This window comes from Streptomyces sp. NPDC052301, assembly GCF_044593395.1.
Classification (GTDB): domain Bacteria; phylum Actinomycetota; class Actinomycetes; order Streptomycetales; family Streptomycetaceae; genus Streptomyces.
The window spans coordinates 475,507-498,743 of the sequence record NZ_JBIUBE010000003.1 but is presented as its reverse complement, the minus strand read 5'-3'; the positions used below and the strand labels follow the sequence as shown (position 1 = coordinate 498,743).

The following is a 23,237-nucleotide window of genomic DNA, read 5'->3' as shown; positions in this document are numbered from 1 at the left end:
CGTCGGGCGGTGCCGCTCACAGAAAGCAGATCCTCATGGACACCATGCTCGCCGGACGCTTCCACCTCGACAGCAAGAAGTTCGCGGTGGAAGAGGTCCCGATCCCCGTACCGGGCCCGGGCGAGGTCCTCATCGAGGTCAAGGCCGCAGGCGTCTGCCTCTCCGACGTCCACCTGATCGACGGCTCCCTCGTCCCGCTGTTCGCCACCTCCGACACCGTCACCGTCGGCCACGAGGTCTCCGGTGTGGTCCACACGCTCGGCCCCGACCTCAAGCGCGGCCTGCCCGTCGGCACCCGCGTCACCCTGGAGGCCGGCAAGACCTGCGGCACGTGCGCAGGATGCGTGCGCCGCCGCCCCTGCACCCAGATGCTCACCGCCGGCATCGACTACGACGGCGGCTGGGCCGAGTACGTGATCGCCCGCGAGGACACCCTCATCCCCATCCCCGACAGCCTCCCCTTCGACCAGGCCGCGATCATCCCCGACGCGGTCTCCACCCCCTACGCCGCCGTCGTCACCACCGCGGGCGTCCGTCCCGCCCAGTCCGTCGGCGTCTGGGGCGTGGGCGGCGTCGGCGCCCACAACGTACGCCTCGCCCGCCTGGTCGGCGCCGCCCCGATCATCGCCGTCGACCCGCTGCCCGGCGCCCGCGAGCGCGCCCTGGCCTTCGGCGCGGACCACGCCCTGGACCCGGCCGCCCCCGACTTCGCCGACCAGGTCCGCGCGGCCACCGAAGGACGGGGCCTGGACTTCGCCTTCGACTGCGCCGGAGTCCCCGCCGTCCGCGAGCAGGCCGCCTCCGTCCTCGGCCTGGGCGGCTCCCTCATCCTGGTGGGCATCACGCCCAGGCCGCTCACCATCACCGAGGGCCTGACCTTCAACTACCTGTGCAAGCAGGTCCGTGGCCACTACGGCGGCAGCCCCGAGTCCGTCTCCGAGCTGGTACGGCTGACCGCGGCCGGCCGCCTGGACCTGGCCCCCTCCATCACGGACCACATCTCGCTGGTGGACGCGGCCGACGCGGTCAGCCGTCTGGAGAACAAGATCGGCGACCCGATCCGCCTCATCCTCGTCCCCTGACGCCTGTCAGCAGGACACCAAGCCACCCTGGGCAGGGGTGAGTGGGCGCCGGTGCGTGAGGGAGCACCGGTGCCCACGGCTTTCCGGCGACCGTGGAGAGACAGAACCATGCAGACGACCCGCCCCCTGGGCCGTACTCCGCAGCGCGGGGACGCTCACTCCCACCGCGGACGCATCCTCGCGACCGCGCGGCGGACACTGCGGGACGACCCCGAAGCCAGTCTCGACAGCATCGCTCGGGCGGCCGGCGTCGCCCGGCGCACCCTCTACGGACACTTCCCCGGCCGGCAGGCGCTGATCGCCGGCCTGACGCGGGAAGCAGCCCATGAACTCCGGCAGGCGTTCGCCGCAGCCCGCGCCCCGGATGCCGACCCGGTCGAGGCGATGACGCGGATGGTGCTGGCGGGGCGGCGCCATCCGGGCGAGGACGCGATCCGCGCCGCGCTGGCACCGGCTCGCGAGGAGGCCGCCGCGACCCTACGACGCGGTCAGCGCGAAGACGTCTTCGCGGACCACCTTCCGGCACCCGTACTCGCTCACGCGCTGGAGGCACTGATGCCGGCCCTGGCTGAGGAGAACGCCGCGCACCCGTGGGCGGACCCCACGGGCGAGGCCGCGGCGACCGCGTTCCTCGTCGCCGCCGGCGTGGCACCGCAGGCGGCCGCGCTCCAGGTGCGGGACGTTGTCAGGCGAGACCGGGCAGCGGGCGCCGGGTGACCTCATGGGCGTCGTCCGGAGCGAGGCCGAGCATGCGCAGGACCATCTCGGCCAGGTCGGAGGCGGCCTCGTCACCGTCGAGGTCGGGACGGCCCAGCCTCAGAGCCACGAGGGACAGCAGGGTGCCCCCCAGGGCGGACAGGGCGGTGGTCGCGTCGCCGCAGGTGAAGCGGCCCGACGCGATGCCGATCTCCAGGTCGCGCAGGGCGCGCGGGGAGAGGCCGCTGTCGGAGTGGATGTGGGCCAGACCGCGGTCACGCAGGATCCGCATCAGTTCCGGGTGGGAGTCGGCCATCCGGGCGGTGAGCCGGAAACCGGCCGAGACCAGCTCGGCCGGGTCGTCGATGCCTTCCACGCGCGCGTCGATGACCTGCCCGAACTCCTCCAGGGCGTCCGTCACCGCCGCGTCGAACAGCTCCGTCTTCGACGCGAAGTGGTTGTAGAAGGACCCGAAACCGACATCGGCGCGCTCGGCGATGGCCTGGATGCTGGCGCTGGTGTCCCCGGTCTCCGCGAGGATCTGCCGGGCCGCACGGACGAGCGCCTGACGGGTCTCGGCGCGGCGCCGCTCGAAGCGGTTCTTGGGCGGGGCTGACGTCGGCATACGCCCAGTGTAACCGCCGCCACGATGACACTGCCATTACTGATGAGATCCTCAATTATTTCGCTGCACCCATTGACGGAGGGAAACGGCAGAGTTGATGATTTCCTCATTACAGCAGTGTTGCCTGGAGGACACCATGTCCCACATCCCCGTTGACAAGGGCGGTCCTCTGACGCCCCACCAAGACCTCCACAGTGCGCAGGGCGCCCTGCGCGGCGAGCACCCAGGACGATCCCGGAACCCCGTGATCAAGGTGGCGGACCTGGCCTGGCTGGAGTTCGAGAAGCCCGACCTGGACCGGGCCGAGGTGTTCGCCCGTGACTTCGGCTTCGCGATCGCCGCCCGCACCGATCGCGAGCTGTGGCTGCGCGGCACGTTCGCGGGCTCTCCCTGCATGGTCATCCGGCGTGGGCGCGCCTCCCGCTTCCTCGGGCCGGCGTTCCGCGCGGCCGAGCGAGCCGACGTGGACCGGCTGGCCGCGGCCGTCGGACACACCGTCCGGGACATCGACGTCCCCGGCGGCGGTCGGTCGGTCGGGCTGTTCGATCCCTCGGGCGTCCCGGTCCGGGTGGTGCACTGCGCCGAACCGCTGCCCGCACTGCCCGAGCAGCCACCGCTGCCCCTGAACACCGGCACGGAGCGTCGCCGTACGAACGCCACCCAGCGCCCGCCCCGCGAGCCGTCCCGCATCCAGCGCCTGGGTCATGTGGTGCTGGAGACGCGGACGTTCAGCCGCACCCTGGACTGGTACCTGGACACCCTCGGGATGATCGTGTCCGACTTCCTGTTCCTGGACGGGCAGCGCGGGCGCGGGCCGACCATGGCGTTCATCCGCTGCGACCAGGGCAGCCTGCCCGTGGACCACCACACCCTCGCCCTCCACCTGGGCCCCGGTACCGGCTACGTCCACTCCGCCTACCAGGTCACCGACCTCGACGCGATCGCCGCGGGCGGGGAGTACCTGGCCGAGCGCGGCTACCGGCGCAGCTGGGGCATCGGCCGGCACATCCAGGGCAGCCAGCTCTTCGACTACTGGCGCGACCCCGACCGCTTCATGCTGGAGCACTTCGCCGACGGCGACCTGTTCTCCTGCGACCTCGAACCCGGCTGGGCACCGATGTCGGCGAGCGGCCTCGCGCAGTGGGGTCCGCCCGTCACCCGCGACTTCCTGGGCACCAACCCCTCCCCCGCCAAGCTCCGCGAGGTCATGACGGCCCTGCGCGACGACAACGAACTCGACCCCGCACGCCTGCTGGGCCTGATGAAAGCGATGAACTCATGAGCACCAACGTCCTGCGCACCCCCGACGGCTGGTGGGCCGTCCGGGACGAGCGCGCCGTACGCATCGAGACCAAGGCGGTCACCACCGCCGAACTGATCGCCGACCGGGCCGCCGTGCGGGAGGCCGCCGCCTCCGGCGAGAGCGGCACGCCCGTCGCCGACCTGGTGGCGCTGCCCCCGGTCACCACGCCCTGCCGGGTGGTGGCCCAGATGGTCAACTACCGCAGCCACGCCAAGGATTCGGGCTTCACCGGCGACATACCGCCCACCTTCTTCCGCAAGGCGTCCGGCTCGGTCAGCGGCCCGCACGAGACGATCGTCCGCCCCGCGCACGTGAACTTCCTCGACTACGAGGTGGAACTCGGCCTCGTCATGGGCGCGCCGCTGCCCGTGGGCACCGTCGTGGAGGAGCGGGACCTGCCTTCGTACGTCGCCGGGCTCGTCCTCACCAACGACGTCAGCGCCCGCGACGTCCAGCTGACCAAGACCCAGTTCTACGAGAGCAAGTCCTACCCGACGTTCACGCCGACGGGGCCGTACCTGGCCCTGCTGGAGCCCGAGGACTTCGCCCGCCTGATCGACCTGCGGCTGCGCCTGAACGTCAACGGGGCACCGCGCCAGGACCGCACCCTCGCCGACATGATCGTGCGACCGGCGAAGGCGCTCACCCTGCTCGCCCGCTTCCAGACCCTCGCCCCGGGCGACCTGCTGCTGACCGGCACGCCCGGTGGCACCGCCCTGAAGGCCCCGCCCAAGCCGGTCGAGAAGATCGCCGCCCTGCTGCCGCCCGCGCTGAAGTGGAAGGCGTTCTTCAACGGCCAGGCCAAGAACCCCCTGTACCTGCGCGACGGCGACCTCGTCACCGCCACCATCGCCACCCCCGACAGGCACATCGACCTGGGCGAGCAGCGGACCGCCGTGGCGGACGCGACGTGAGCGCCGCATCCCGGAGACCGGTGGTCGTCATCGGCGCGGGACCCGTGGGAGTCACGGCCGCGCTCCTGCTCGCCCGGCACGGAGTGCCCAGCCTGGTCCTCGAACGCCACCGGGACGTCTATCCCCTGCCGCGCGCAGTCGTCGTGGACGACGAGGTCCGCCGGATCCTGCAGAGTGTCGGCGTCCACGAGGAGTTCGCCGCCCTCGCCCGCCCGGCGCGCGGGCTGCGCCTGCTGGACGCCCGGCACCGCGTGATAGCCGAATTCGCGCGGTCGCCGCACGGTCACCACGGCTTCCCCCAGACCAGCATGTTCGACCAGCCGGACCTGGAGCGCCTGCTGCGCGCCGCTCTGGCGCGCCGCCCTGAGTGCGAGCTGAGGGGCGGGGTGGAGGTCGTGTCCGTCACGCAGGACCGCGACGGGACGGCTCCGGTCCGGGTCACCTTCCGTCGCGACGGCAGCGAGGAGGACGAGCACGTGTGGGCCGACGCCGTCCTCGGCTGCGACGGCGCCGGCAGCCTCACCCGCGACGCCGTCGGGGCCGTATGGGAGGACCTGCACTTCGAGGAGAGCTGGCGGGTCGTCGACGTACGCACCAGCCGCCCGGTGCGGACCTGGGAAGGCGTCGACCAGATCTGCTGTCCCAGCCGGCCCGCCACCTTCATGCGCCTGGGCGAGGACCGCTACCGCTGGGAGTTCCGGCTGCCCGCCGACGTACGCCTGGACGGCCCGGACGGCCGGGAGCGCCTGCGCGAGCTGGTCGCCCCCTGGGTGGACGTGCCGTCCGGCACTGCGGGGGCCGACGACTTCGAGGTGATCCGGCAGGCCCATTACACCTTCCGGGCCCGCCTCGCCGACCGGTGGCGCCAGGGACGCGTCTTCCTGCTGGGCGACGCGGCCCACCTCACGCCTCCCTTCATCGGCCAGGGTCTGTGCGCGGGCCTGCGCGACGCCCGGAACCTCGCCTGGAAGCTAGCCCGTGTTCTCCGCCAGGGCGCGGACGAAGGGCTTTTGGACACCTACGAGCGCGAGCGCAAACCGCACGCCCGCTACGTGATCCGGCTAGCGGTGGCCATCGGCTGGGCCATGACCGGTGGACAGGACCGCGGCGCGGCACTCCGCCGGGCCGTCGTCGGCGCCGCATGCCGCATCCCCCGCGTGACCGCGGCGGTGAGCCGCGACCTCAGCCCCGCGCTGACCGCCGGCCCGCTCGTGCGGCGCCGCCCCGGACTCCTCGGTCGTGGGCCGGCCGGCACCTTCTGCCCGCAGCCCTCGGTGGTCGTCGACGGCAGGCGAACACGCCTGGACGAGGTCCTCGGAGACTCCTTCGCCCTCCTGACCGCTGTGCCGCCCACCCCGCACATGACGGCCGTGGCCACGGCACTCGACGCAGCCACGATCCACGTCGACGACCTGGAAGACGACGGCACGCTGGCCGACTGGCTGGCACGCGGCCGGGCCGACGCCGTCCTGCTGCGCCCCGACCGCGTCGTGATGGACGCAGTCCCCGTCGGGGCCGGCCACTTCCCGGACCCCACCGCCTGGGCCTCCCTGCTCCACACGGCCCGCCGTACCGCAGACGCCCGGCCCGACCTCCTGCCGAGGAGCACCACACCATGACCGCCCAGCCCCCCATGCCGCATCCGGAACCGTTCCTGTCACCCGACCCGGAGACGGCCGCCGGCAGCCGCATCGCGGACTTCGCCCGCCGGGCCGCCCGGCACCGGGGCGCCGAAGGGATCCGGCAGCCCAGCGACTACGAGGCCCTGCACCACTGGTCCGTCACCGACCTGGAGGGGTTCTGGGCGGCGGTGTGGGAGTACTTCGCCATCGACGCTGCCACTCCGTACGAGCGGGTGCTGGACGGGGAGACCATGCCGGGCGCCCGCTGGTTCCCCGGCGCCACCCTCAACTACGCCCACCACGCGCTGCGCAACCTGCACCCGGACGCACCCGCGATCACCGCGCTGGACGAGACCGGAGCCGGCCACGAGATCACGGGCCGGCAGCTGCGTGCCCAGGTCGCCTCCGTCGCGGCCACCCTGCGCGACCTGGGCGTCGGACCGGGCGACCGGGTGGTCGGCTACCTGCCCAACACCCCTCACGCCGTCATCGCCTTCCTCGCCACGGCCAGCCTGGGCGCGGTGTGGTCGGTGTGCGGCCAGGACTACGCCCCCAAGGCGGCAGCCGACCGCTTCGCACAACTGAAACCGACCGTTCTCATCACCGCGGACGGCTACCTCTTCAACGGCACGCGGCACGACCGCCGCGCAGCCTCGCTCGACCTCGCCGGAGCCCTTCCCACTCTGAAGGCCACGGTGCTCGTGGAACACCTCGGCCTCACGTGGCCCGCCACCCGGCACAGCGGCCTGACGGTGCCCTGGGACGACGCCGCCACCCGCGCCGAGTACCTCACCCTCACGCCGGTGCCGTTCGACCATCCGCTGTGGATCGTCTTCTCCTCCGGCACCACCGGCCTGCCCAAAGGCATCGTCCACGGCCACGGCGGTGTCCTGCTGGAGCACCTGAAGATTCTCGGCCTGCATTGCGACCTGGGCGTCGGTGACCGCCTGCTGTGGTACACCACCACCCACTGGATGATGTGGAACCTGGTCGTCTCCACCCTGCTGACCGGCGCCACCACCTGCACCTACGACGGCAGCCCCGTGCCGGTGGCGCGCCCGGACGTACTGTGGGAGCTGGCGGCCCGCCACAAGGTCACCGTCTTCGGCACCAGCCCCCAGTACCTGCTGGCCATGGCCAAACTGGGCATCGAACCCTCCGCGCACGACCTGTCGGCCGTCCGGGCCATCGGCAGCACCGGCTCCGCCCTGCCCGCCTCCGCCTATCCCTGGGTCCGCGACCACGTGGGCGCAGGGATCCAGCTGGCCTCCACCAGCGGCGGCACCGACGTCGTCTCCGCCTTCGCCGGCAGCGCCCCCACGACCCCCGTCTGGGCGGGCGAGGTGTCCGCCCCCAACCTCGGCGTGGCGCTCGCGGCGTACGACGGCGCTGGACGGCCGGTCGTCGACCAGGTCGGCGAACTGGTCGTCACCCGCCCCATGCCGTCCATGCCGCTGTATTTCTGGAACGACCCCGACGGCAGCCGCTACCGCGACGCCTACTTCACCGCCTACCCGGGCGTATGGCGGCACGGCGACTGGATCACCCACACCTCCCACGGCTCGGTGATCGTCCACGGCCGCTCCGACGCCACCCTCAACCGCAACGGCGTGCGCCTGGGCAGTGCCGACATCCACGACGTCGTCGAGCGCCTCCCCGAGGTCACCGAGGCTCTCGTCATCGGCGCGGAGGAAGACGACGGCGGCTACTGGATGCCGCTCTTCGTGGTCCTTGCCCACGGCATCGAGCTCGACGAGGCCCTGCGCGAGAGGATCCGCGACGCCATCCGCACCGGCGCCTCGCCCCGTCACGTCCCCGACGAGATCCTCGCCGTGCCGGCCATCCCGCACACCAGGACCGGCAAGAAACTCGAGGTTCCGGTCAAGCGCCTCCTCCAGGGCGCCTGTGCCGAGCAGGTCCTCAATCCCGCGGCGGTCGACGACCCGGACCTGGTCGCCTACTTCGCCGAGCTGGGAGCCGAACGCCGCCGGGCCCGTCCCCCGCGCACCGTCAAGGACGCTTCATGAGCCTTTCCGCCGCCCTGACCTCTCTCATCGTGCTGATCTTCGCCGTGCTGGGCGTGGCCAAGATCATGGCGCTCGGCCGCATGCCCGAGCCGGCCGCCCATGCCGGCTTCACCACCGCCTCCTACCGGGTGATCGGTGCGCTGGAGCTGGCAGGTGCCGTCGGCGTGGCCCTCGGCCCGGTCCTGCCGCTGTTCGGCGAGCCGGCCGGCGCCGGACTCCTCATGCTGCTCGCCGGTGCCGTGACCACCCACGCGCGCAAGAGAGACGGGCTCCCCGAACTCCTCCCCGCAGTGGTGAGCGCCGCGCTGGTCGCCGGGTACCTCGCGCTCCTGGCCGAGGTCGGCTCGTGACGTCGGTGGACCGTCCTCGGCGGCCGCCCGGTGGCCCGCAGGACCGTCCTCCTCGCCGGCTGCCGCGGGGGGCCGCGGAGGGCCCTGAGTCCTGTCAGCGAGCCCACGCCGGGGCTGTCAGACTGGATCCGTGGTCCCGCTGATGACCGCGACCGATCAGGCAGCGTCCTCATCGCTCACAGGCGCCGGTGTGGTGTCGGTCTGCGCATTGTTCTTCACCGTCGCGTCGTTCTGGTGGCTCAACGCCAGACAGGGGCGCCTGAAGACGTGGGAGCCCCACGCCTTCGCAGCGATCATCCACTCGTCCACCGCCCGCCTGCGGCTCCCGCTCGTCCTCCACAACACCGGCCCCAAGCCGATCGTCGTGCAGGACCTCATCCTGACCTTCCCCGACGAGCCCGCTTCCCACCTGCCGCTGCTGTGGGTGTCCTCACCCTCTCGCCTCCAGCCCGGCCCGGACGAGGATGCGAAGCTCCCGGCCGGCTTCGTCGTGCCCGGCAGAGAAGCGCAACAACTCTTCATCGAGTTCGAGGCACCCTTTTCCGGATTCATGCCGGAAGCCCGTGACTACCGTGTCCAGCTGCAGGCGAGGGTCGGCCACCGCAAGGGGTGGCGCCGCCTGCTGACGTTCACCCTGCGGGCCGCCAACATCATCGATCCGGATCGCTACACCGTTTACAACAACGCACCGGTCGAGCTGACGAAGGAGGACCGGAAGAGAGCAGATGCTGCACTGCTGGAGCTGTTGGACGAGCAGGGGGACGGCTCCGCCACCGGCGAGAGGAAGCACCGGGACGCACCAAGTGATGACGACGACGCCGGCACGAGTCGGTAGGGGCCGGCTTCACACCGGCCTCAAGACCGCCAGGACGCGACGGTTGTCGGTCGGACCGCCCCTCGAGGTGACGCCGATCCCCCCGAGGTGTGCAGGCCTCCCGCCGAGCGCGTCAGCGCGGGCCGCCGCGTCGGCGGCGAGGCCGCGCAGGGTGTAGGCGGGCGCCTCCGGATCCGACGTCGTCGGCTCCCCGCTGTCGCGCAGGTCGCAGCGCACCACGCGGCGCCCGCCGGCGGCCGGGCGCTCGCACAGCGCGTCGGGCCAGGAGCGCATGGTCGTCCCGCCGGCGAGCAGGACGAGTGGCGCGTCGTCGTCACCGAACGACTCGATGCCCAAGGCGATCTCATTGGCGTTGACAGTGGTCATCGGATCAGCCGAAGAGGTCGTCGATCAGGTGCGTCGTGGTCGATGTCGCAACACGCTCCGCTGCTGCGGGGCCTCGTCGCCGGAGCCCGGCCCGTTGTCCGGGGTGGGGCCGGGTGCTGTGACGAAGCCGTCGAGAGACCGGGATGTCAGCGATGATTCGACTCATGCAAGGGCAGACACCATCCGCCGCCCGAACTCATCGCTCGCGCTGAAGCGCGTGGCGGATGCGAAGTGACAGCGGTCGCACGCGCCTGTTCATGCGCCGACTCGGCCGTCGTACCCTGACCAGCTCCCACGACCGGGACCGTGGGCCATGGTCTCGGGGCCGGCTGGTCTCCTGTCATGCACAGGTGTCGCCATGCATGCGGCCTTCGCGGGGAGACTGCACGTCACGCGCCACGATCAGGTCTTGGTGATCACAGTCGGCGGAGAGGTGGACCACGAGGACGCCGAGGAGCTCGCGGCGGCGTGGGACGCGGCCGACCAGGCCGGGCTCCTCACCACGGCGGTGGACCTGTCGCGGGTCGTCTTCGCCGACAGCATGCTCCTCAACCCCCTCCTCGTTGCCAGACACCGTCATGCGGCCGCCGGCCGGGACTTCATTCTTCTCGGCCCGCTGCAGCCGGCCGTCACCCGCCTTCTCACCGTCAGCGGCACGCTCGAGCAGTTCACGATCGCCGGCACCGGCCCCGCGCCGATCAGCTGGACCGGCGGCCGCCCGATGAGCACGGCGACAGCGGGTAATCGAATACGCGACAACGACAGTCTGCGATGAGACGACAAGGAACAACCCACGGGGAGGGGTTCGTGGTCACCCCGCTGAACGATCGGGCATCGGATGGACAGGAGCCTGCGGCGTGGCGGTACAGCACTGCCTGGGACACGGCAGACGTGTCGATCGCTGCGGCCCGAGCGGCCGTACGCACGCTACTGGCCCAGGCCGGCCACGAACCCCACCACCGGTCGGCCAGGACGCTCAGCTCATCGTCAGTGAGCTGGTCACCAATGCGGTGCGACACGCACCCGGCCCGGGCGCCCTCGTGCTGGAACTGGCTCCGGACGCCGCCCTGCTGCGCATCAGCGTGCGGGACGGCTCCCCTCACGTTCCCGGACTGCCGGCCCGCGACGTCCGCCGCGTCGGCGGACACGGCCTGCACCTGGTCGACCGCACGGTGACCGTGGGGCTGCCCACGCGTCGCCGCCCGGCGTCCGTCCCGCTCCGGGACGCGAGGTGGGCCCCGGGTACCTGAAGATCGCTTACGACAGGAGCCTGGTGGCGAAGGCTCCGGCCATCGACGTCGACGGCCGTCGCCCTCGGCGTCATCGGGTTCGCCGCCCATGGACCGGCGCGCGTCACGCGGTGACCGTCCCGCGCGCTGACGGGGGGCGCGTCCGTCCGCTCGGCCGGCCTGAACGCGCGGCGCCGCCCCGGATCCGGCTCGTCGCGGCACAGCGCGGGTGACCGGCGGTCGAGACGTCGTACGGCGTGCCCCGTGGTGCCCTCACGTCGATCAGCGGCGACGCCGGAGAAGCGGGAGCGCGGCCCGGGGCATCCCGCCCTGACGCGTGTTCGTCCCCGGAGACCGTGCACCACGCATGCGGGACAGCCGGAGCGTCACGGGTCGGCCCGGCGACGTTCCGCGGACCTGAACAGCTCCCAGTCGGCCCGGCCGCCCGCTCCCATGACCTCGGTGGCGGACGCGAGTTCGTCGGCGGACGTACGGCGCAGTGCGCGCCGTGCCACCCGGCCCACCAGCGCCGGGAACAGCGGGCGCAGGGGCTGGCACCAGCGCAGCCACGGCGGCGCGTACACGTGGTGGGCACGGTGCGCGATGCCGGTCGCGAGCCAGTCGGCCACCTGTGCGGGGGTGTGGACGCGGCGTGCGAACCAGGGCTGGTTCTCGCGCAGCGAGCGCAGGACCGGGTGGTCGTCGATGCCGGTGATCATGTCAGTGCTCGTCCAGTGCAGGTAGGCGACGCCGACGGCGACACCGTCGGGCCGGACCTCGCCGCGCAGGGCTTGCGCGAAGGACTCGGCGCCTGCCTTGGACGCGCAGTACGCGCTCATCATGGGTGCCGAGCCGAAGGCCGCGGTCGACGCGACCTGCAGGAAGTAGCCGCGGGTACGGGTGAGCTGGGGCAGGAAGGCCCTGGCGGTGTTGGCCGCCCCGACGAGGTTGACGTCGATGACCCGTTGCCACAGGTCGCCGTCGGTACGGCTGAAGGGGCCGCCGACGGCGATCCCCGCGTTCGCCACGACGACGGACGCGCTGCCGAGCCGGTCCTCCACCTGCCGCGCGGCCCTGTCGAGCGCCGCCCGGTCGGTGACGTCCGCCTCGACGCAGAGACTCGGGGAGACGAGGCAGGCGGCGGCCGCGCGCAGCGTCTGCCCTTCACGGCCGAGCAGCGCGACCCGCATGCCCGCCTCGGACAGGCGACGCGCGAGGGCCGCACCCACCCCGCGGGCGGCTCCGGTGACGACGACGGTCCGCCCCCGCAGGGGCGCGTGGGCGGCTGCGGCGGGTACGGCGCTGCCGAGGACGGTGTCCATGGCGATCCTCGCTCTTCCTGGGGGCGCAGTGCCCCGGCGGCACTGCCATTGCCGTGGACGCGTTCCGGCGTCGAGGCGGCCCGCCCCGGACACGGGGGACCGCGGAGACGTCGCCGGCCGGACGCGGCCTGTACCGGCAGGGTGCTCCCACACCCCGCGCCCATGCGAGTCCGTTCGGCCGTGCGGGCGAGGGGCCGCCGGCAACGGTCAGGGCACGGCCGCTCGTCCCACCGGCGGTCCGTGATCGGCACGTCCTCCGCGTCGGTGCGGCGGTCCAGGCCCTGAACTGCACGGGAGGTGCGCTGGTCGGCGGCGAGCAGCGTGCGGGGCGGTGGACGCAGGACGAGCAACCGGTCGTGCAGGGGCAGGCCCGCTCTCCGGTACGGTCGCCGCGTCGGTGGGCGCAGCCGTCGCACTGGCCGCTCATCCGGTGTGGTCGAGGGCGGCACGGTCGGTGCCGGTCGGCTTCCACGGCTCGTCCACCGCCGGATCCCCGACGTCCCGCAGTTCCGGCACCCGACGGCGGACGTGGATGCCGTCGGGGTCGTACCGCTCGGCCTGGGTGACGGGGTCGAGCACCCGGCCCGGCCGGATGCCGGTGCCGGCCACCCACTGCGTGGCGGCTCCCTTCACGCCGGCCGTCCACCCGGCCCACTCGTCCGCCACGCGAACCGCCTCAGTCGTCGTCCGTGCACCCTCGCGCTCCCGCGCGCTTCCCGTGTCCACGGTGCCGCCCGTCGTCCTTGACCGGCACGTTCGAGTCGGAGGGCTTCGAGGCCGAGGGCCGCGTACCTGCTCGCGGCCGACACCCGCCGGAACTCCAGCACGTGCGACGCCAGGTGACCGGTGCACAGACGGCCACGGGTGACCATGCGCACTTACTGGTCCCGCCCCGGAAAGCCATGGGCAAACGCCTCGTTCGAGGTCGTGAGAACAGTGCGCGACGCTCATCGACGCCGCTCACCTCTCCCCCGATTCTCCCTCCGGCGACGTGTTCCTGCCACCGGATCCCGATCCGCATGCAGACGTTTTCATCATCAACCAGTGATGCTTCAACAACATATGACGGGGCATCAGCTCAGGGGAACGTCACCTTCACCACCGTGCCCCTGGGAACGGTCGCTCCTCTGGCGGGGTCCTGGCGGGAGATGGCGGCCGGCGCCGCGGACGGTCCCGAGTCGGGGGCCAGCTCGAGCTTGAGCGTGGTCGGGCCCAGCTTCAGGGCGGCCTGATCCTTGGTGCACTTGATCAGGTCGGGCACCACCTCCTCGCCCCCGAACGCGGCGCTGAGCAGGTCCTTGCGGGCGGCCTCGGCACCCTTGCCCGAGAAGTAGAAGGCCACCGCCGACCCCACGGCCGCGGCGAGCGCTCCGATCAGTGTGCTGCGCAGGTTGGTGTCCCGTACGGCGAAGGCCACCGCGCAGAACGCCACGAGTCCGGTGACGAGTGCCATGGCGACCCAACTGCGGACGATGCTGTTCGACGACGCCGTACGGCTCGGCACCATGCGCCGGGCGACGACCAGGACGATCCCGATGGCCAGGAGGGCGGACAGCAGGATCCACAGCAGGACCTGGACATGCCCCCACGAGATGGTCGCCGGGTCGTTCGTCTGCAACCGGAGAACGCTCATGGTTCCGTCCTCCCACCAGTGATCCGGGCGTCGGACCGTGCCTGGATGGAAATCCCCATGTCGAGTCTGATCGCGGGTCGACGGGTCCGCAAACCGCGAAGTTGCGCGGCCCGGTCGCACCGGCCGAGACTGATGTCGAGAGGCTCACGGTGTCTTCCCCTCCCGAATTGCGACTGCTCGGCCATTTCCGGCTGGAATGCGATGCCGAGCCCGTCGAGCTGTGCCGCAACGGGCAGCGCCTGCTGGCGTTCGTCGCGCTGCGCGGACGCGTTCCCCGCACGGTCCTCGCCGGGTCGCTGTGGCCCGAGGTCACCGAGGAGCGCGCCAGGGGCAGCCTGCGCACGACCCTGTGGAAGCTTCCGCGTGGTGAACAGCCGCTGATCCGGTGCTCCGGGGACTCGCTCGTGACCGCCGACACCCTGCACGTCGACGTGCACGCCTTCACGGAGACGGCGCTCGGAGTGGTCCAGGGCTGCGGACCGCCGCGCACCGCCCAGCTCCCGCAGGGGCTGCTGCTGGCGGAGGACCTGCTGCCGGGCTGGGACGAGGAATGGGTGCTGCTGGAGCGCGAACGCCTGCGGCAGTTGCGGCTGCACGCCCTCGACGCGCTGGCCGAGGCGCTCGTCCGCGAGGGCAGGCCGGCGCTCGCCCTGGAGGCGGCGTGGGAGAGCGTGCGCACGGAGCCGCTCCGGGAGAGCGCGCACCGGGCCGCCGTCTCCGCGCATCTCGCGGAAGGCAATCTCATCGAGGCGGTCCGTCACTACCGCTCGTTCCAGCGGTTGCTGCGGGAGGAGCTGGGGGTCGAGCCGTCCCCGCGCTTCACCCGCATGCTGGCCCGACACGGGTGGCGCCTGCCGGGCGGATGACGCCGGATTGACGCCGGGCTGACGGCGCGTCCGTAGCCTCGACATGCCGATCCTGGAGGACCGCATGGCACCGACCCCGAAACTGCCGATCGTCTACGTCCGGGGATACGCCGGTGACACCGCCGGCATCGACAAGGTGGTGACGGACCCCTTCTACGGGTTCAACCAGGGCTCCACACACATCCGTATCGGACCGGACGACACACCGTGCTTCTACGAGTTCGAGAGCCCTCTGCTCCGTCTCCACCTGGACGAGGGCTACCGGATCCTCGTCGACGGCGGCCAGGCGCTCTACCTCGCCGGCCACGACAGCGTTCCGCCGGACACCATCTGGATCCACCGGTTCTACGACGCGTCCGCGACCACCTGGGGCGGACGCCCCCGCGGGTTCCGGCTGGAGACGGCCGCGGAGGACCTGCTGCGGCTGATCGACACGGTCAGGGACAAGTCCGGGGCGGAGCGGGTGCATCTGGTCGCCCACTCCATGGGCGGCCTGGTCTGCCGCTGCCTGATCCAGAAGATCCTCCCGGATCTCGGCCGCGATCCGGCCGACTGCGTGGACAGGCTCTTCACCTACGGCACCCCGCACGGCGGCATCGCCTTCGACGTCGGCCTCGGCGTGCTGGAGAGGCTGCGCGACCTCACCGGCGTCAACGGCGCGGACGTCTTCGGGCGTGAGCGCATGTACGAGTACCTGACGCCGAAGAGGCTGACCGACCCCGACGGTCCGCCGCCGGGGTGGGACGCGCGCGCGATGCCCGACGAGGGGGGATTCCACCCCGACGACCGCGTCTTCTGCCTGATCGGCACCGATCCGGCCGACTACGACGTGGCGCACGGCCTGTCGACGGCCACGGTCGGACCGCGCAGCGACGGTCTGGTGCAGATCGACAACGCGTACGTTCCCGGCACCCACCAGGCGTATGTGCACCGCAGTCACAGCGGGCGCTACGGACTCGTCAACTCCGAGGAGGGGTACCAGAATCTGCGACGCTTCCTGTTCGGGGACTGCCGGGCGGAGGCCGCGCTCGTCGGTGTCCGGCTGCCGCGGCGGGCCGACACGGTGTGGCAGGCCGAGGTCCGGCTGTCGGTCCGCGGCCTGCAGATCGTCACGCACGAGCGGACGAGCGCCCACTGGTGCCCCCTCCAGTTGCCGGACGGCGGCGCGGACGACGGGGTGACGGTGCCGCTGGTGCAGACGTTCCTGTGCAGCGGCCTGCGGCCGGACGCCACGGGCAGCATGCGGTACGCGCTGCACCTGCGGATCCTGTCGCTGCGGCGCCGTGACGGTCTGCTGAGCTTCGACGACCATCTGGAGCAGACCGCCGACTTCGACGACATCCTGGTCATCGACGTCCGCGCCGACCCCGCCGGCCCGGTCCCCGCGGTCTCGGCCATCTGGAACTCCGCCATCGCCGGCCCGATCAGCGCCTACCGGCCCGACAGCCACGCCCTCCACGACGACGACCCCACCTCCGGCACCTGGGTCGGCCACGTCCCCCTGCCCGGCACCGCCGCCCCGATCCTCGGGGAGGACGCGCGGATCAGGCTCACCGTGGCCCCCTGGGGCTGACGACACGAAAGGAAGTGAACCGGTCATGGTCTCCCTGAACAACGTCCGCCCCGGCGCGCGCAACGACGACGTCCGCATCGTTCAGAAGGCCCTGATCGCCCGGGGCCACCCGATCGCCGAAGGTCCCACCGGATTCTTCGGCGAACAGACCAGGGCCGCCTACCGCGCCGAACTGCTCGCCCAGGGCTACAAGGGAGCCGACGCCGACGGCATCCCCGGCTACGCCTCCCTCAGCACACTCGGCAGACACGCCGGCTTCACCGTCGACCGCCCCGCGGCCGCTGCGGGGACCGGGCGGCTCACCCTCGGCCAGGTCACCTACGACGATCCGCACGACGCCTCCGGGCCGGACGCGATGCGGCGCTACGCGCGCAAGGCGTGCGACCTGACCGGCATGGACCCGCGGTACGGCGTCCCGGCGCTGGTCACCATCACCGAGCGCGAGTCCGCCTACAACGCCCCGCAGTGGCGGGTGAACCTCCATGACAGCAACGCGCGGGGCCGGAGAGCACCCGACGGCCACCCGCAGAACTGCTCGCGGGGCGCGACCCAGTGCATTCCCACCACCTTCGCCACCTACCACCAGGCGGGTACCGCCACCACCCCGTACGACGTGGTCGCGGACATGTGCGCCACGATCAACTACGTCCGCGACCGGTACCACGTGAACCGTTCCGGTTCCGACTTCGCCGCCCGCGTGCAGCAGGCGGACCCGCACCGCCCTCCGCACGGCTACTAGGAGCCGGTCATGGTCTCCCTGAACAACGTCCGCCCCGGCGCGCACAACGACGACGTCCGCATCGTTCAGAAGGCCCTGATCGCCCGGGGCCACCCGATCGCCGAAGGTCCCACCGGCTTCTTCGGCGAACAGACCAGGGCCGCCTACCGCGCCGAACAGCTCGCCCAGGGCTACAAAGGAGCCGACGCCGACGGCATCCCCGGCTACGCCTCCCTCAGCACACTCGGCAGACACGCCGGCTTCACCGTCGACCGCCCGAAGGCCTCCGGCGGCGGACGGGTGGCGTCTCCCGTGCCGGGGCACAAGGTCACCTTCGAGTTCTTCGCGCGGGGCCCGTACGCCTGGAAGCCGGACGGCTTCGGCCGCCACACGGGTGAGGACTTCGCCGCGCCGACGGGCGCCCCCGTGGTCGCCGTGCGCAACGGCACCGTCGCCTGGTCGAACGGCAAGGGCGGGGCGTACGGCCAGTGGATCGGGCTGAGCGCCGACAACGGTCATGTCTACACCTACTGTCACCTGTCGCAGCGGCAGGTGAACGACGGTCAGAAGGTCACCGCCGGTCAGCAGCTCGGCAGGGTCGGGGCCACGGGCAACGCCACGGGGCCGCACCTGCACTTCGAGATGTCCAAGGGCCCCCACTGGTCCTACGGCGCGGTGGCGAAGCCCAGCTGGTGAACCGCGGGCGCACCGGGGAGGTCCCACGTCCGGGGGCGTCCGATGGCGCCCCCGTGGATCACCCCGGACGATGGTGACGAACCCTCGGCACGGCAGCGGACCCCCCGCGGCCGCGCCGCACACGTGTGTCCCGGCACGGCACATCAGGAGGTGATCGGGTGCGCACTTCGCCCAGGTCGCACAACGGCTTGCGCCCGAAAGTGCTGCGGCCCTCGCTGAACACCCGGCGGTCGCAGGTGGTTGTCGTGCTGATCGAACTGGTCCTTGTGACGACGACGGTGCTGCTGGCCCGGTTCGGCCTCGAGGACTTCTTCCATGCCCTGAACTTCCCCGGCCGGTTCACCGGTGCCGTTCTTCTCGTGGGCGCGCTCACCACGCTGGTGGGCGCCACCGCAGTCGTGGACCACTGGATCCGGCACTGCTTCCCCTACTCGGGACTGGTCGCCCTGTTCTGCGCGTTCACGGCCCTGTTGGCCAACGTCATGATCCTGATCTCGACGCGCAAGAACGCCGATTCCATTTTCTACATGGTGGTGTTCGGCGTACTCGCGGTGGGTTCGGCAGCGGCTGTCTTCGCGGTGTGGCGGACGTCGGTCCTGGTCCCCACCCCCAAACGGGTGGCCGCGGCAGTGATTCTTCCCTCGGTGATCGCGATCGCCAATTACGGTTACCAGAACCTCTATCAACCGTACGAGCGAGAAACCAGGCCCGTCATCACGTTGTCCCCGGGGAAAGCGGTCCGGAGCAAGGACGGCAAGGCTTTCGTCGTACCGGTCGACATCACCATCCAGAACCGCGGTGACAGGAGCTTCTATGTGCTCGGCTCCGAATTCCATGCGATGGCGCAGAAGGTGACGCTGAGCGACAGGGACCGGCTCCGCCAGCAGTGGCGAGCCGATGCCGATCAATGGACCAAGCCCTCCGAAGTGAACCCGCTCTCCCGCAGGGAGATCCACCAGGCCGGCGATCTGGTGGACGCGCAACCGTGGATGCCCTATGGATACTGGATCGAGTCGAGCGACACCTTCACCACGCGACTGGTCGTACAACTACCCAGCAACACGCCGTACGACCAGGTGACGTTCTATGCCACTGCGAATCTCGCACGCAAGGACCGACTCGTACTGCAGCCACCGCTCCATTTCCTGACGAAAACCTGGGGCGAGAAGAAGTACCCAGAATGGGTGAAGAAGGAACAGAAATCAGGCTTCGACTCCGTCATCTACCGTGCCAGGGTGCGGGAGAACAATTCGATCGACGAATACACGAGGGATGCACGTTTCGTGACGGTCTACTGGAGGTTCGGCACTCACGGCGCGAACGTGGTGACGACCATCGCGCGCGAGGGCGAGGAGGGTCGCCAGCTCAGCCCCGAGGAAGAACGTGAGGTGACGACCCAGTACGGCCTGATGGAACTGCTCGCGGGCCCCTACGTGCGGAACCTGTGGGACATCAAGACCGCGCGTTGAGCCCCTCCAGCCAGGCCACCACGGCGAGCGAACTGTTCATCCGGTCCCAGGAGTGCGCGTCGCCGATGCCGAGCTGCGCCTCCCGCACGGCCCGGCACAGCGTCTCGGTGTCGAACATCTCCGTGACCAGTGGATGCCGGGCGGAGCGGCACAGGGCGATGAGTTCGTCGCCGTGCCTGCGCAGGCCGCGGGCGTAGAGGTCGTCGAAGGGGACCTTGACCGCCCTGCCGCGGATCGGGGCGGGGAGCAGGTCCGCCAGGGCCGCGCGGAGAACGGCCTTCGGACGGCCCGGCCGGAACGTGGCCGCCGCGGGGAGGCGGCTCATCGTGTCGACGACCTCGGGGTCGAGGAACGGGTGCGAGAGGAAGAACCCGTCCTGTCCGGCCCGGTGCCAGGACAGCGGATCGGGCGCGGCGACGTAGTTGGCGGCGTCGTACAGCGATCGTTCGGGTCTGCGCCCGAACACGAAGCGGCTCTCCGCGACGCGCGCCTCCCGGAATCCCTGCGCCCGCGCGAATCCGGGCCGCAGCCAGCGGGGGCGGGCGAAGGTGCCGAGTCCGCCCAGCACCGATCCGCCACGGGACAGTGCGGTGATCCGTTCGGCCGTGAGCGGGAGAGCCGGCTGGACCACATAGGCGTGGACGACGTCCCGCAGGCCCCGTTCGCTCCCCTCGGCCCAGGCGCGTGCCTGCCGGGTCATCTGCCGGAGCCGGCCCGTGCGGGCGAGCCTGTGCAGGTCGAACGGGTTGGCGTCGGCGACCGGGTCGGCCCCGCAGCCGGTCAGGAGGGTGTCGCAGCCCAGTTGCGCGGCCTCGCCGTGGAGTCTGCTCCAGAACGGGGCGCGGAACGCGTGCGCATGAGGTTCGTCGGCGTCTCCTGCGTGGTGCCGGAAGTCGTCGAAGTCGGCCACGTCGTCGGCGTCGACGATCACCGGGCGGGCCGCGGGGGCGTACCGGCGGATCTCCTGCAGCGCGAGGTCGAGGTACGGCTGCTCCGCGGCCAGCTCTCCGCGGGAGAAACGCCCGGCGAGCAGGACGAGCTCCCGGGGGCCGTCGGGGGCCGCGGCCAGCAGACGCGCGGCGAGCAGCGCGACACCGGTGGAGTCGGTGCCGCCCGAGACATGGCAGGCCGTCGTCGTGCCCATACGGCGTCCGACGGCGCTCTCCAGCGCCAGGCGGAGGTCCTGCGCGGCGTCGTCGAGGCGGGGTGCGTCGGCGGTCGACGCGGGCGCGTCGGTGGCGGGACGGGGGCGTCGCGGCGTACGACCGCGCAGCTGCCCGGTGAGGGAGAGCTCCACCACCTCGCCGCCGAGGACGCGGTGCACTCCGGTGAACGGGGTGAGGTCCGTGTGCGGCTGCGCCATGTTCCCGGTCAGGCAGCGGCAGAAGTAGCGGAGGTCCAGCTCGCCGGTGCTGCCCAGGGCGCGGGCGGAGGTGCTCACGGCGTTCACGCGGCCCCCGGACTCCCTGAAGAACAGGGGGATGCGTGCCTGCTCGTCACGCGTCAGGAGGATGCGGTCGCGGCACACCACCACGGCCGCGTAGTCACCGGCCGGCAGCGGTGGGGCCGCTCCCTGCCGGCCGTAGGCGTCGAGGAGACCGCGGGCACCCGTCGCCCGGTCGTGGGCCGATCCGACCCAGCCGACGACGGCCGCGGTGCCGGCCGGCGAGGAGACCGTCGTCACGAGTCCTTGACGTGCCATGGCGTCGGCGGTCCTGAGCCTCGGGGCGCCGCCCGCCCATTCGAGGCGGAGGGCGTCCATGTCACCGTCCCCCGCCGTCGACCGTGAGCACCGGGTCGAAGGCGTGCCCTCGCGGATCGGCGTCCGGTATGCACAGACCGGCCGAGACCGTCCAGGCGTGCAGGGCGAAGGGGTGCTCGCGCACACCGACGTGCAGGACGGCCTGCAGGCCGGACCGTCGCAGCAGGACGAAGGCCGTCACCGCCTCTGACTTGCAGTCGCCGTCGACCAGCCAGCTGCCGCGGCTGCGTGTCTGTACCGCTCGTTTCAGCCGTCGGACCTCTTCCGCGGAGGGGACGTCCGCGCGGGCGTATCCCGGTGCGGCCAAGGACAGCAGCCGGAGGACCCGACCGAATCCCACGGTCCGGATCAGCAGGTGCACTCCGCGCAGCCAGGGCCCGACCCCGGCGTCCGCGTGCCGCTTCCGGCGGTCCGCGGCGCACCCGGCGCGCAGGAGCACGCCGGCGAGCTCGGCGCGTTCCTCAGGGGTTCCGTCGGCGAACTTGCGGACGTCCTCCGCCGCCATCCCGAGAAAACGCGTCCGTTTCCAGTCCGCGATCAGCGCTCCGTCGGACATCGCTGTGACACGGCAGTGCGGTGACAGGGTCCTTGTCATGGCTGCCAGGGCATCGGTCTCCTCTGTCACCGCACTTCCTCCAGGATTCCGCCGTGACCGGAGTCAGGACATGTAACCGTGACCGTCGAAGAGTCCGCCGCTGAAGCCCCGGATCGAACGGCCGTCGCCGAGAAGGACCAGCCGATGCGGCTTGCGATGCCGCAGAAATCGGAGAAACATCGCCCACCTCCCAGATCAGGCAGGGCCGATCAACTCCAGGCTACTCTGCCTGGAATGCCCCGCAACCGGACTGCCGGCGCCGACCGGGCCGGCCTTCCACGACGGCGCTCCGCACCGGACCACACACCGTCAACAAGACGTGTACGCAGGGGCATTGCCCACGATCGTGGTCGCCCGCCCGGGTCGCGGTCGGCCGGTTCGCGGAGCACGCTGGATGCAGGGGGATCCCCGCCCCGCGAGCCGGCGGCCGGCCCGTGAGGCCGAGCCAAGGAGGTCAGCCATGGGCCACCCCGAACCCCGGCCGGGCGGCATCGAATCGGAGAACCATCCGTGGAAGATCCGCCTCGTCGAGCACCCGAAGCGCTTTGAATCGTCACAGTTCCGGGCCGCCAAGGAGACAGCCCACAAGATCCTCCACGCCATGGAGGACGCCGACCTGCCGTACGGGCCGAGACCCGAGGAGGCGGGGCAGGGGGCGCAGAATTCCGAGCGCTGGGAGATGCACCACGGCGGCAGCCTGTGGGTCAAGGGATCCCGCGACTGGCTCATGTACCGCGCCCGGGTCGGCATCGAGTGGAGCATGCAGTTCTGCGCCGACCCCGCGAAGGTGGACCGGCTCCGGCAGGAGGCCGCCGAACTGGTCGACGCCTTCCCGCTCACGTTGCCCGCGCTGGCGGACCTCGGCTACGACCGCGCCGAGGACCTGCTGCGCACGCCGATCAAGGACGCCGACGGCGTCGAGGCGTGGACCGACTCCCTGTTCAACTCGTGCGTGCCGCTGAGCCACGGCAACCACCAGGGCATCCTTCCGAGCGTGCCCGGTGAACACCATTACCCCTGGCCGGTGAAGGGCGCGGACTTCGTCCGGTACGACGACTTCCAGCTGTGGGTGACCCTGCCCGACGGCACTCACGGCGCCGTCGCACCGGTGGACCGCCGCGGCTCCGGTGACGGGCACGTCCGCCTGACCTTCGTCCCGGAGGGGAGCGCCGCCGCCCCCACGGTCGCCGAGGCCCAGGACCGGGGGCTGATGGCCGTCCTGCCGGCGAACAGCGATGTGGCCCTGCAGGCCTTCGCCCAGCAGGTCGCCCCCGGTCGGCGCACCGCGTCCGGTCCGCTGACGCCCCGTGCACCGCGGCGCGCGGGCCGGAGCTCCGGCTAGCGAGGTCCCGGGGTGCCCCGCTCGATCGCCGGGCCGATGCCGGTCATCGGCTGGTGCCTGTCGCTCGGCTGATGCCGGCGCTCGGCTGATACGCGTCGCTCGGCCGATGCCGATCGCCGGGCCGATGCCGGTCGCCGGGCCGATCGGGATGCCGGACGCCGATGATCCGGCACGGCACCTTCGGCCTTCCGGCGCATGACCGCCGCCCGCCG

General features: G+C 71.8%; 22 protein-coding genes and 1 pseudogene. 16 read left to right on the top strand and 7 right to left on the bottom strand.

What is annotated here, in order from left to right; all coding sequences use genetic code 11:
• The first annotated feature begins 35 nt into the window (after positions 1-35).
• Positions 36-1,082: a zinc-binding dehydrogenase gene (locus ACIHEJ_RS09495; protein ID WP_400133558.1), complete on the top strand. Its 1,047-nt coding sequence runs from the start codon at positions 36-38 to the stop codon at positions 1,080-1,082.
• Positions 1,083-1,190: 108 nt separating this feature from the next.
• Entirely contained in the window at positions 1,191-1,799 is a 609-nt protein-coding gene (locus ACIHEJ_RS09490; RefSeq protein ID WP_400133556.1) for a helix-turn-helix domain-containing protein, read from the top strand.
• On the opposite strand, the gene ACIHEJ_RS09485 is transcribed toward ACIHEJ_RS09490, so the two are convergent.
• Positions 1,768-2,403: a TetR/AcrR family transcriptional regulator gene (locus ACIHEJ_RS09485; protein WP_400133554.1), complete on the bottom strand. Its 636-nt coding sequence runs from the start codon at positions 2,401-2,403 to the stop codon at positions 1,768-1,770. The genes ACIHEJ_RS09490 and ACIHEJ_RS09485 overlap by 32 nt on opposite strands.
• A gap of 136 nt (positions 2,404-2,539) precedes the next feature.
• On the opposite strand from ACIHEJ_RS09485, the gene ACIHEJ_RS09480 reads away from it, so the two are divergent.
• From ACIHEJ_RS09480 to ACIHEJ_RS09455, 6 genes are all read left to right on the top strand, one after another.
• Positions 2,540-3,685: a VOC family protein gene (locus ACIHEJ_RS09480; protein ID WP_400133552.1), complete on the top strand. Its 1,146-nt coding sequence runs from the start codon at positions 2,540-2,542 to the stop codon at positions 3,683-3,685.
• Complete coding sequence (locus tag ACIHEJ_RS09475) at positions 3,682-4,620, top strand: fumarylacetoacetate hydrolase family protein (RefSeq protein ID WP_400133550.1); 939 nt, start codon at positions 3,682-3,684, stop codon at positions 4,618-4,620. Before ACIHEJ_RS09480 ends, ACIHEJ_RS09475 begins: the two co-directional genes overlap by 4 nt.
• Positions 4,617-6,239: a bifunctional 3-(3-hydroxy-phenyl)propionate/3-hydroxycinnamic acid hydroxylase gene (locus tag ACIHEJ_RS09470; RefSeq protein WP_400133548.1), complete on the top strand. Its 1,623-nt coding sequence runs from the start codon at positions 4,617-4,619 to the stop codon at positions 6,237-6,239. Before ACIHEJ_RS09475 ends, ACIHEJ_RS09470 begins: the two co-directional genes overlap by 4 nt.
• Positions 6,240-6,253: 14 nt before the next feature.
• Positions 6,254-8,269, top strand: a complete 2,016-nt coding sequence (locus tag ACIHEJ_RS09465) for an acetoacetate--CoA ligase (RefSeq protein WP_400134013.1) — start codon at positions 6,254-6,256, stop codon at positions 8,267-8,269.
• Positions 8,266-8,619, top strand: a complete 354-nt coding sequence (locus tag ACIHEJ_RS09460; RefSeq protein ID WP_400133546.1) for a DoxX family protein — start codon at positions 8,266-8,268, stop codon at positions 8,617-8,619. Before ACIHEJ_RS09465 ends, ACIHEJ_RS09460 begins: the two co-directional genes overlap by 4 nt.
• Positions 8,620-8,749: 130 nt before the next feature.
• A complete protein-coding gene (locus ACIHEJ_RS09455; RefSeq protein WP_400133545.1) occupies positions 8,750-9,454 on the top strand; it encodes a hypothetical protein in 705 nt (234 codons plus the stop codon).
• A gap of 69 nt (positions 9,455-9,523) precedes the next feature.
• Here ACIHEJ_RS09455 and ACIHEJ_RS09450 read toward each other — a convergent pair.
• Positions 9,524-9,820: pseudogene (locus tag ACIHEJ_RS09450) on the bottom strand (alpha/beta hydrolase); the annotation flags it as partial.
• A gap of 313 nt (positions 9,821-10,133) precedes the next feature.
• Here ACIHEJ_RS09450 and ACIHEJ_RS09445 point away from each other — a divergent pair.
• Both ACIHEJ_RS09445 and ACIHEJ_RS09440 read left to right on the top strand, forming a co-directional pair.
• Complete coding sequence (locus tag ACIHEJ_RS09445; protein WP_400133543.1) at positions 10,134-10,595, top strand: STAS domain-containing protein; 462 nt, start codon at positions 10,134-10,136, stop codon at positions 10,593-10,595.
• Between the two features lie 235 nt (positions 10,596-10,830).
• A complete protein-coding gene (locus tag ACIHEJ_RS09440; RefSeq protein ID WP_400133541.1) occupies positions 10,831-11,070 on the top strand; it encodes a hypothetical protein in 240 nt (79 codons plus the stop codon).
• Positions 11,071-11,435: 365 nt separating this feature from the next.
• Here ACIHEJ_RS09440 and ACIHEJ_RS09435 read toward each other — a convergent pair whose 3' ends face one another.
• From ACIHEJ_RS09435 to ACIHEJ_RS09425, 3 genes are all read right to left on the bottom strand, one after another.
• Positions 11,436-12,371, bottom strand: coding sequence for an SDR family oxidoreductase (locus ACIHEJ_RS09435; protein WP_400133539.1), 936 nt, complete (start codon positions 12,369-12,371; stop codon positions 11,436-11,438).
• A 423-nt stretch (positions 12,372-12,794) separates the two neighbouring features.
• Entirely contained in the window at positions 12,795-13,037 is a 243-nt protein-coding gene (locus tag ACIHEJ_RS09430; RefSeq protein WP_400133537.1) for an FAD-binding domain-containing protein, read from the bottom strand.
• A 412-nt stretch (positions 13,038-13,449) separates the two neighbouring features.
• On the bottom strand, positions 13,450-14,004 hold the full coding sequence (locus tag ACIHEJ_RS09425) for a hypothetical protein (protein WP_400133535.1): 555 nt from the start codon (positions 14,002-14,004) through the stop codon (positions 13,450-13,452).
• A 149-nt stretch (positions 14,005-14,153) separates the two neighbouring features.
• On the opposite strand from ACIHEJ_RS09425, the gene ACIHEJ_RS09420 reads away from it, so the two are divergent.
• From ACIHEJ_RS09420 to ACIHEJ_RS09400, 5 genes are all read left to right on the top strand, one after another.
• Positions 14,154-14,870: a BTAD domain-containing putative transcriptional regulator gene (locus ACIHEJ_RS09420; protein WP_400133533.1), complete on the top strand. Its 717-nt coding sequence runs from the start codon at positions 14,154-14,156 to the stop codon at positions 14,868-14,870.
• A gap of 64 nt (positions 14,871-14,934) precedes the next feature.
• A complete protein-coding gene (locus ACIHEJ_RS09415; protein WP_400134011.1) occupies positions 14,935-16,443 on the top strand; it encodes an alpha/beta fold hydrolase in 1,509 nt (502 codons plus the stop codon).
• Between the two features lie 25 nt (positions 16,444-16,468).
• Positions 16,469-17,182: a hypothetical protein gene (locus tag ACIHEJ_RS09410; protein WP_400133531.1), complete on the top strand. Its 714-nt coding sequence runs from the start codon at positions 16,469-16,471 to the stop codon at positions 17,180-17,182.
• 9 nt (positions 17,183-17,191) lie between these two features.
• Positions 17,192-17,857, top strand: coding sequence for a peptidoglycan DD-metalloendopeptidase family protein (locus tag ACIHEJ_RS09405; protein ID WP_400133529.1), 666 nt, complete (start codon positions 17,192-17,194; stop codon positions 17,855-17,857).
• A gap of 158 nt (positions 17,858-18,015) precedes the next feature.
• A complete protein-coding gene (locus tag ACIHEJ_RS09400; protein ID WP_400133527.1) occupies positions 18,016-19,326 on the top strand; it encodes a hypothetical protein in 1,311 nt (436 codons plus the stop codon).
• On the opposite strand, the gene ACIHEJ_RS09395 is transcribed toward ACIHEJ_RS09400, so the two are convergent.
• Together ACIHEJ_RS09395 and ACIHEJ_RS09390 are read right to left on the bottom strand one after the other, a co-directional pair.
• Positions 19,310-21,088 carry an asparagine synthase-related protein gene (locus ACIHEJ_RS09395; RefSeq protein ID WP_400133526.1) on the bottom strand — a complete coding sequence of 593 codons (1,779 nt, stop codon included), beginning with the start codon at positions 21,086-21,088 and terminating at the stop codon, positions 19,310-19,312. The two genes, ACIHEJ_RS09400 and ACIHEJ_RS09395, sit on opposite strands and share 17 nt — an antisense overlap.
• Before the next feature lies 1 nt (position 21,089).
• Positions 21,090-21,683, bottom strand: a complete 594-nt coding sequence (locus ACIHEJ_RS09390; RefSeq protein ID WP_400133524.1) for a lasso peptide biosynthesis B2 protein — start codon at positions 21,681-21,683, stop codon at positions 21,090-21,092.
• Between the two features lie 319 nt (positions 21,684-22,002).
• Here ACIHEJ_RS09390 and ACIHEJ_RS09385 point away from each other — a divergent pair, with 319 nt between their 5' ends.
• Complete coding sequence (locus ACIHEJ_RS09385) at positions 22,003-23,025, top strand: DUF6424 family protein (protein ID WP_400133523.1); 1,023 nt, start codon at positions 22,003-22,005, stop codon at positions 23,023-23,025.
• The last annotated feature ends 212 nt before the right edge of the window (positions 23,026-23,237 follow it).

Coding starts and splice junctions, on each gene's coding strand:
- ACIHEJ_RS09460 (WP_400133546.1), top strand. CDS start 8,266: ATGAGCCTTTCCGCCGCCCTGACCTCTCTCATCGTGCTGATCTTCGCC.
- ACIHEJ_RS09495 (WP_400133558.1), top strand. CDS start 36: ATGGACACCATGCTCGCCGGACGCTTCCACCTCGACAGCAAGAAGTTC.
- ACIHEJ_RS09435 (WP_400133539.1), bottom strand. CDS start 12,371: ATGGACACCGTCCTCGGCAGCGCCGTACCCGCCGCAGCCGCCCACGCG.
- ACIHEJ_RS09415 (WP_400134011.1), top strand. CDS start 14,935: ATGGCACCGACCCCGAAACTGCCGATCGTCTACGTCCGGGGATACGCC.
- ACIHEJ_RS09485 (WP_400133554.1), bottom strand. CDS start 2,403: ATGCCGACGTCAGCCCCGCCCAAGAACCGCTTCGAGCGGCGCCGCGCC.
- ACIHEJ_RS09475 (WP_400133550.1), top strand. CDS start 3,682: ATGAGCACCAACGTCCTGCGCACCCCCGACGGCTGGTGGGCCGTCCGG.
- ACIHEJ_RS09425 (WP_400133535.1), bottom strand. CDS start 14,004: ATGAGCGTTCTCCGGTTGCAGACGAACGACCCGGCGACCATCTCGTGG.
- ACIHEJ_RS09405 (WP_400133529.1), top strand. CDS start 17,192: ATGGTCTCCCTGAACAACGTCCGCCCCGGCGCGCACAACGACGACGTC.
- ACIHEJ_RS09480 (WP_400133552.1), top strand. CDS start 2,540: ATGTCCCACATCCCCGTTGACAAGGGCGGTCCTCTGACGCCCCACCAA.
- ACIHEJ_RS09445 (WP_400133543.1), top strand. CDS start 10,134: ATGGTCTCGGGGCCGGCTGGTCTCCTGTCATGCACAGGTGTCGCCATG.
- ACIHEJ_RS09490 (WP_400133556.1), top strand. CDS start 1,191: ATGCAGACGACCCGCCCCCTGGGCCGTACTCCGCAGCGCGGGGACGCT.
- ACIHEJ_RS09390 (WP_400133524.1), bottom strand. CDS start 21,683: ATGACAAGGACCCTGTCACCGCACTGCCGTGTCACAGCGATGTCCGAC.
- ACIHEJ_RS09410 (WP_400133531.1), top strand. CDS start 16,469: ATGGTCTCCCTGAACAACGTCCGCCCCGGCGCGCGCAACGACGACGTC.
- ACIHEJ_RS09395 (WP_400133526.1), bottom strand. CDS start 21,088: ATGGACGCCCTCCGCCTCGAATGGGCGGGCGGCGCCCCGAGGCTCAGG.
- ACIHEJ_RS09465 (WP_400134013.1), top strand. CDS start 6,254: ATGCCGCATCCGGAACCGTTCCTGTCACCCGACCCGGAGACGGCCGCC.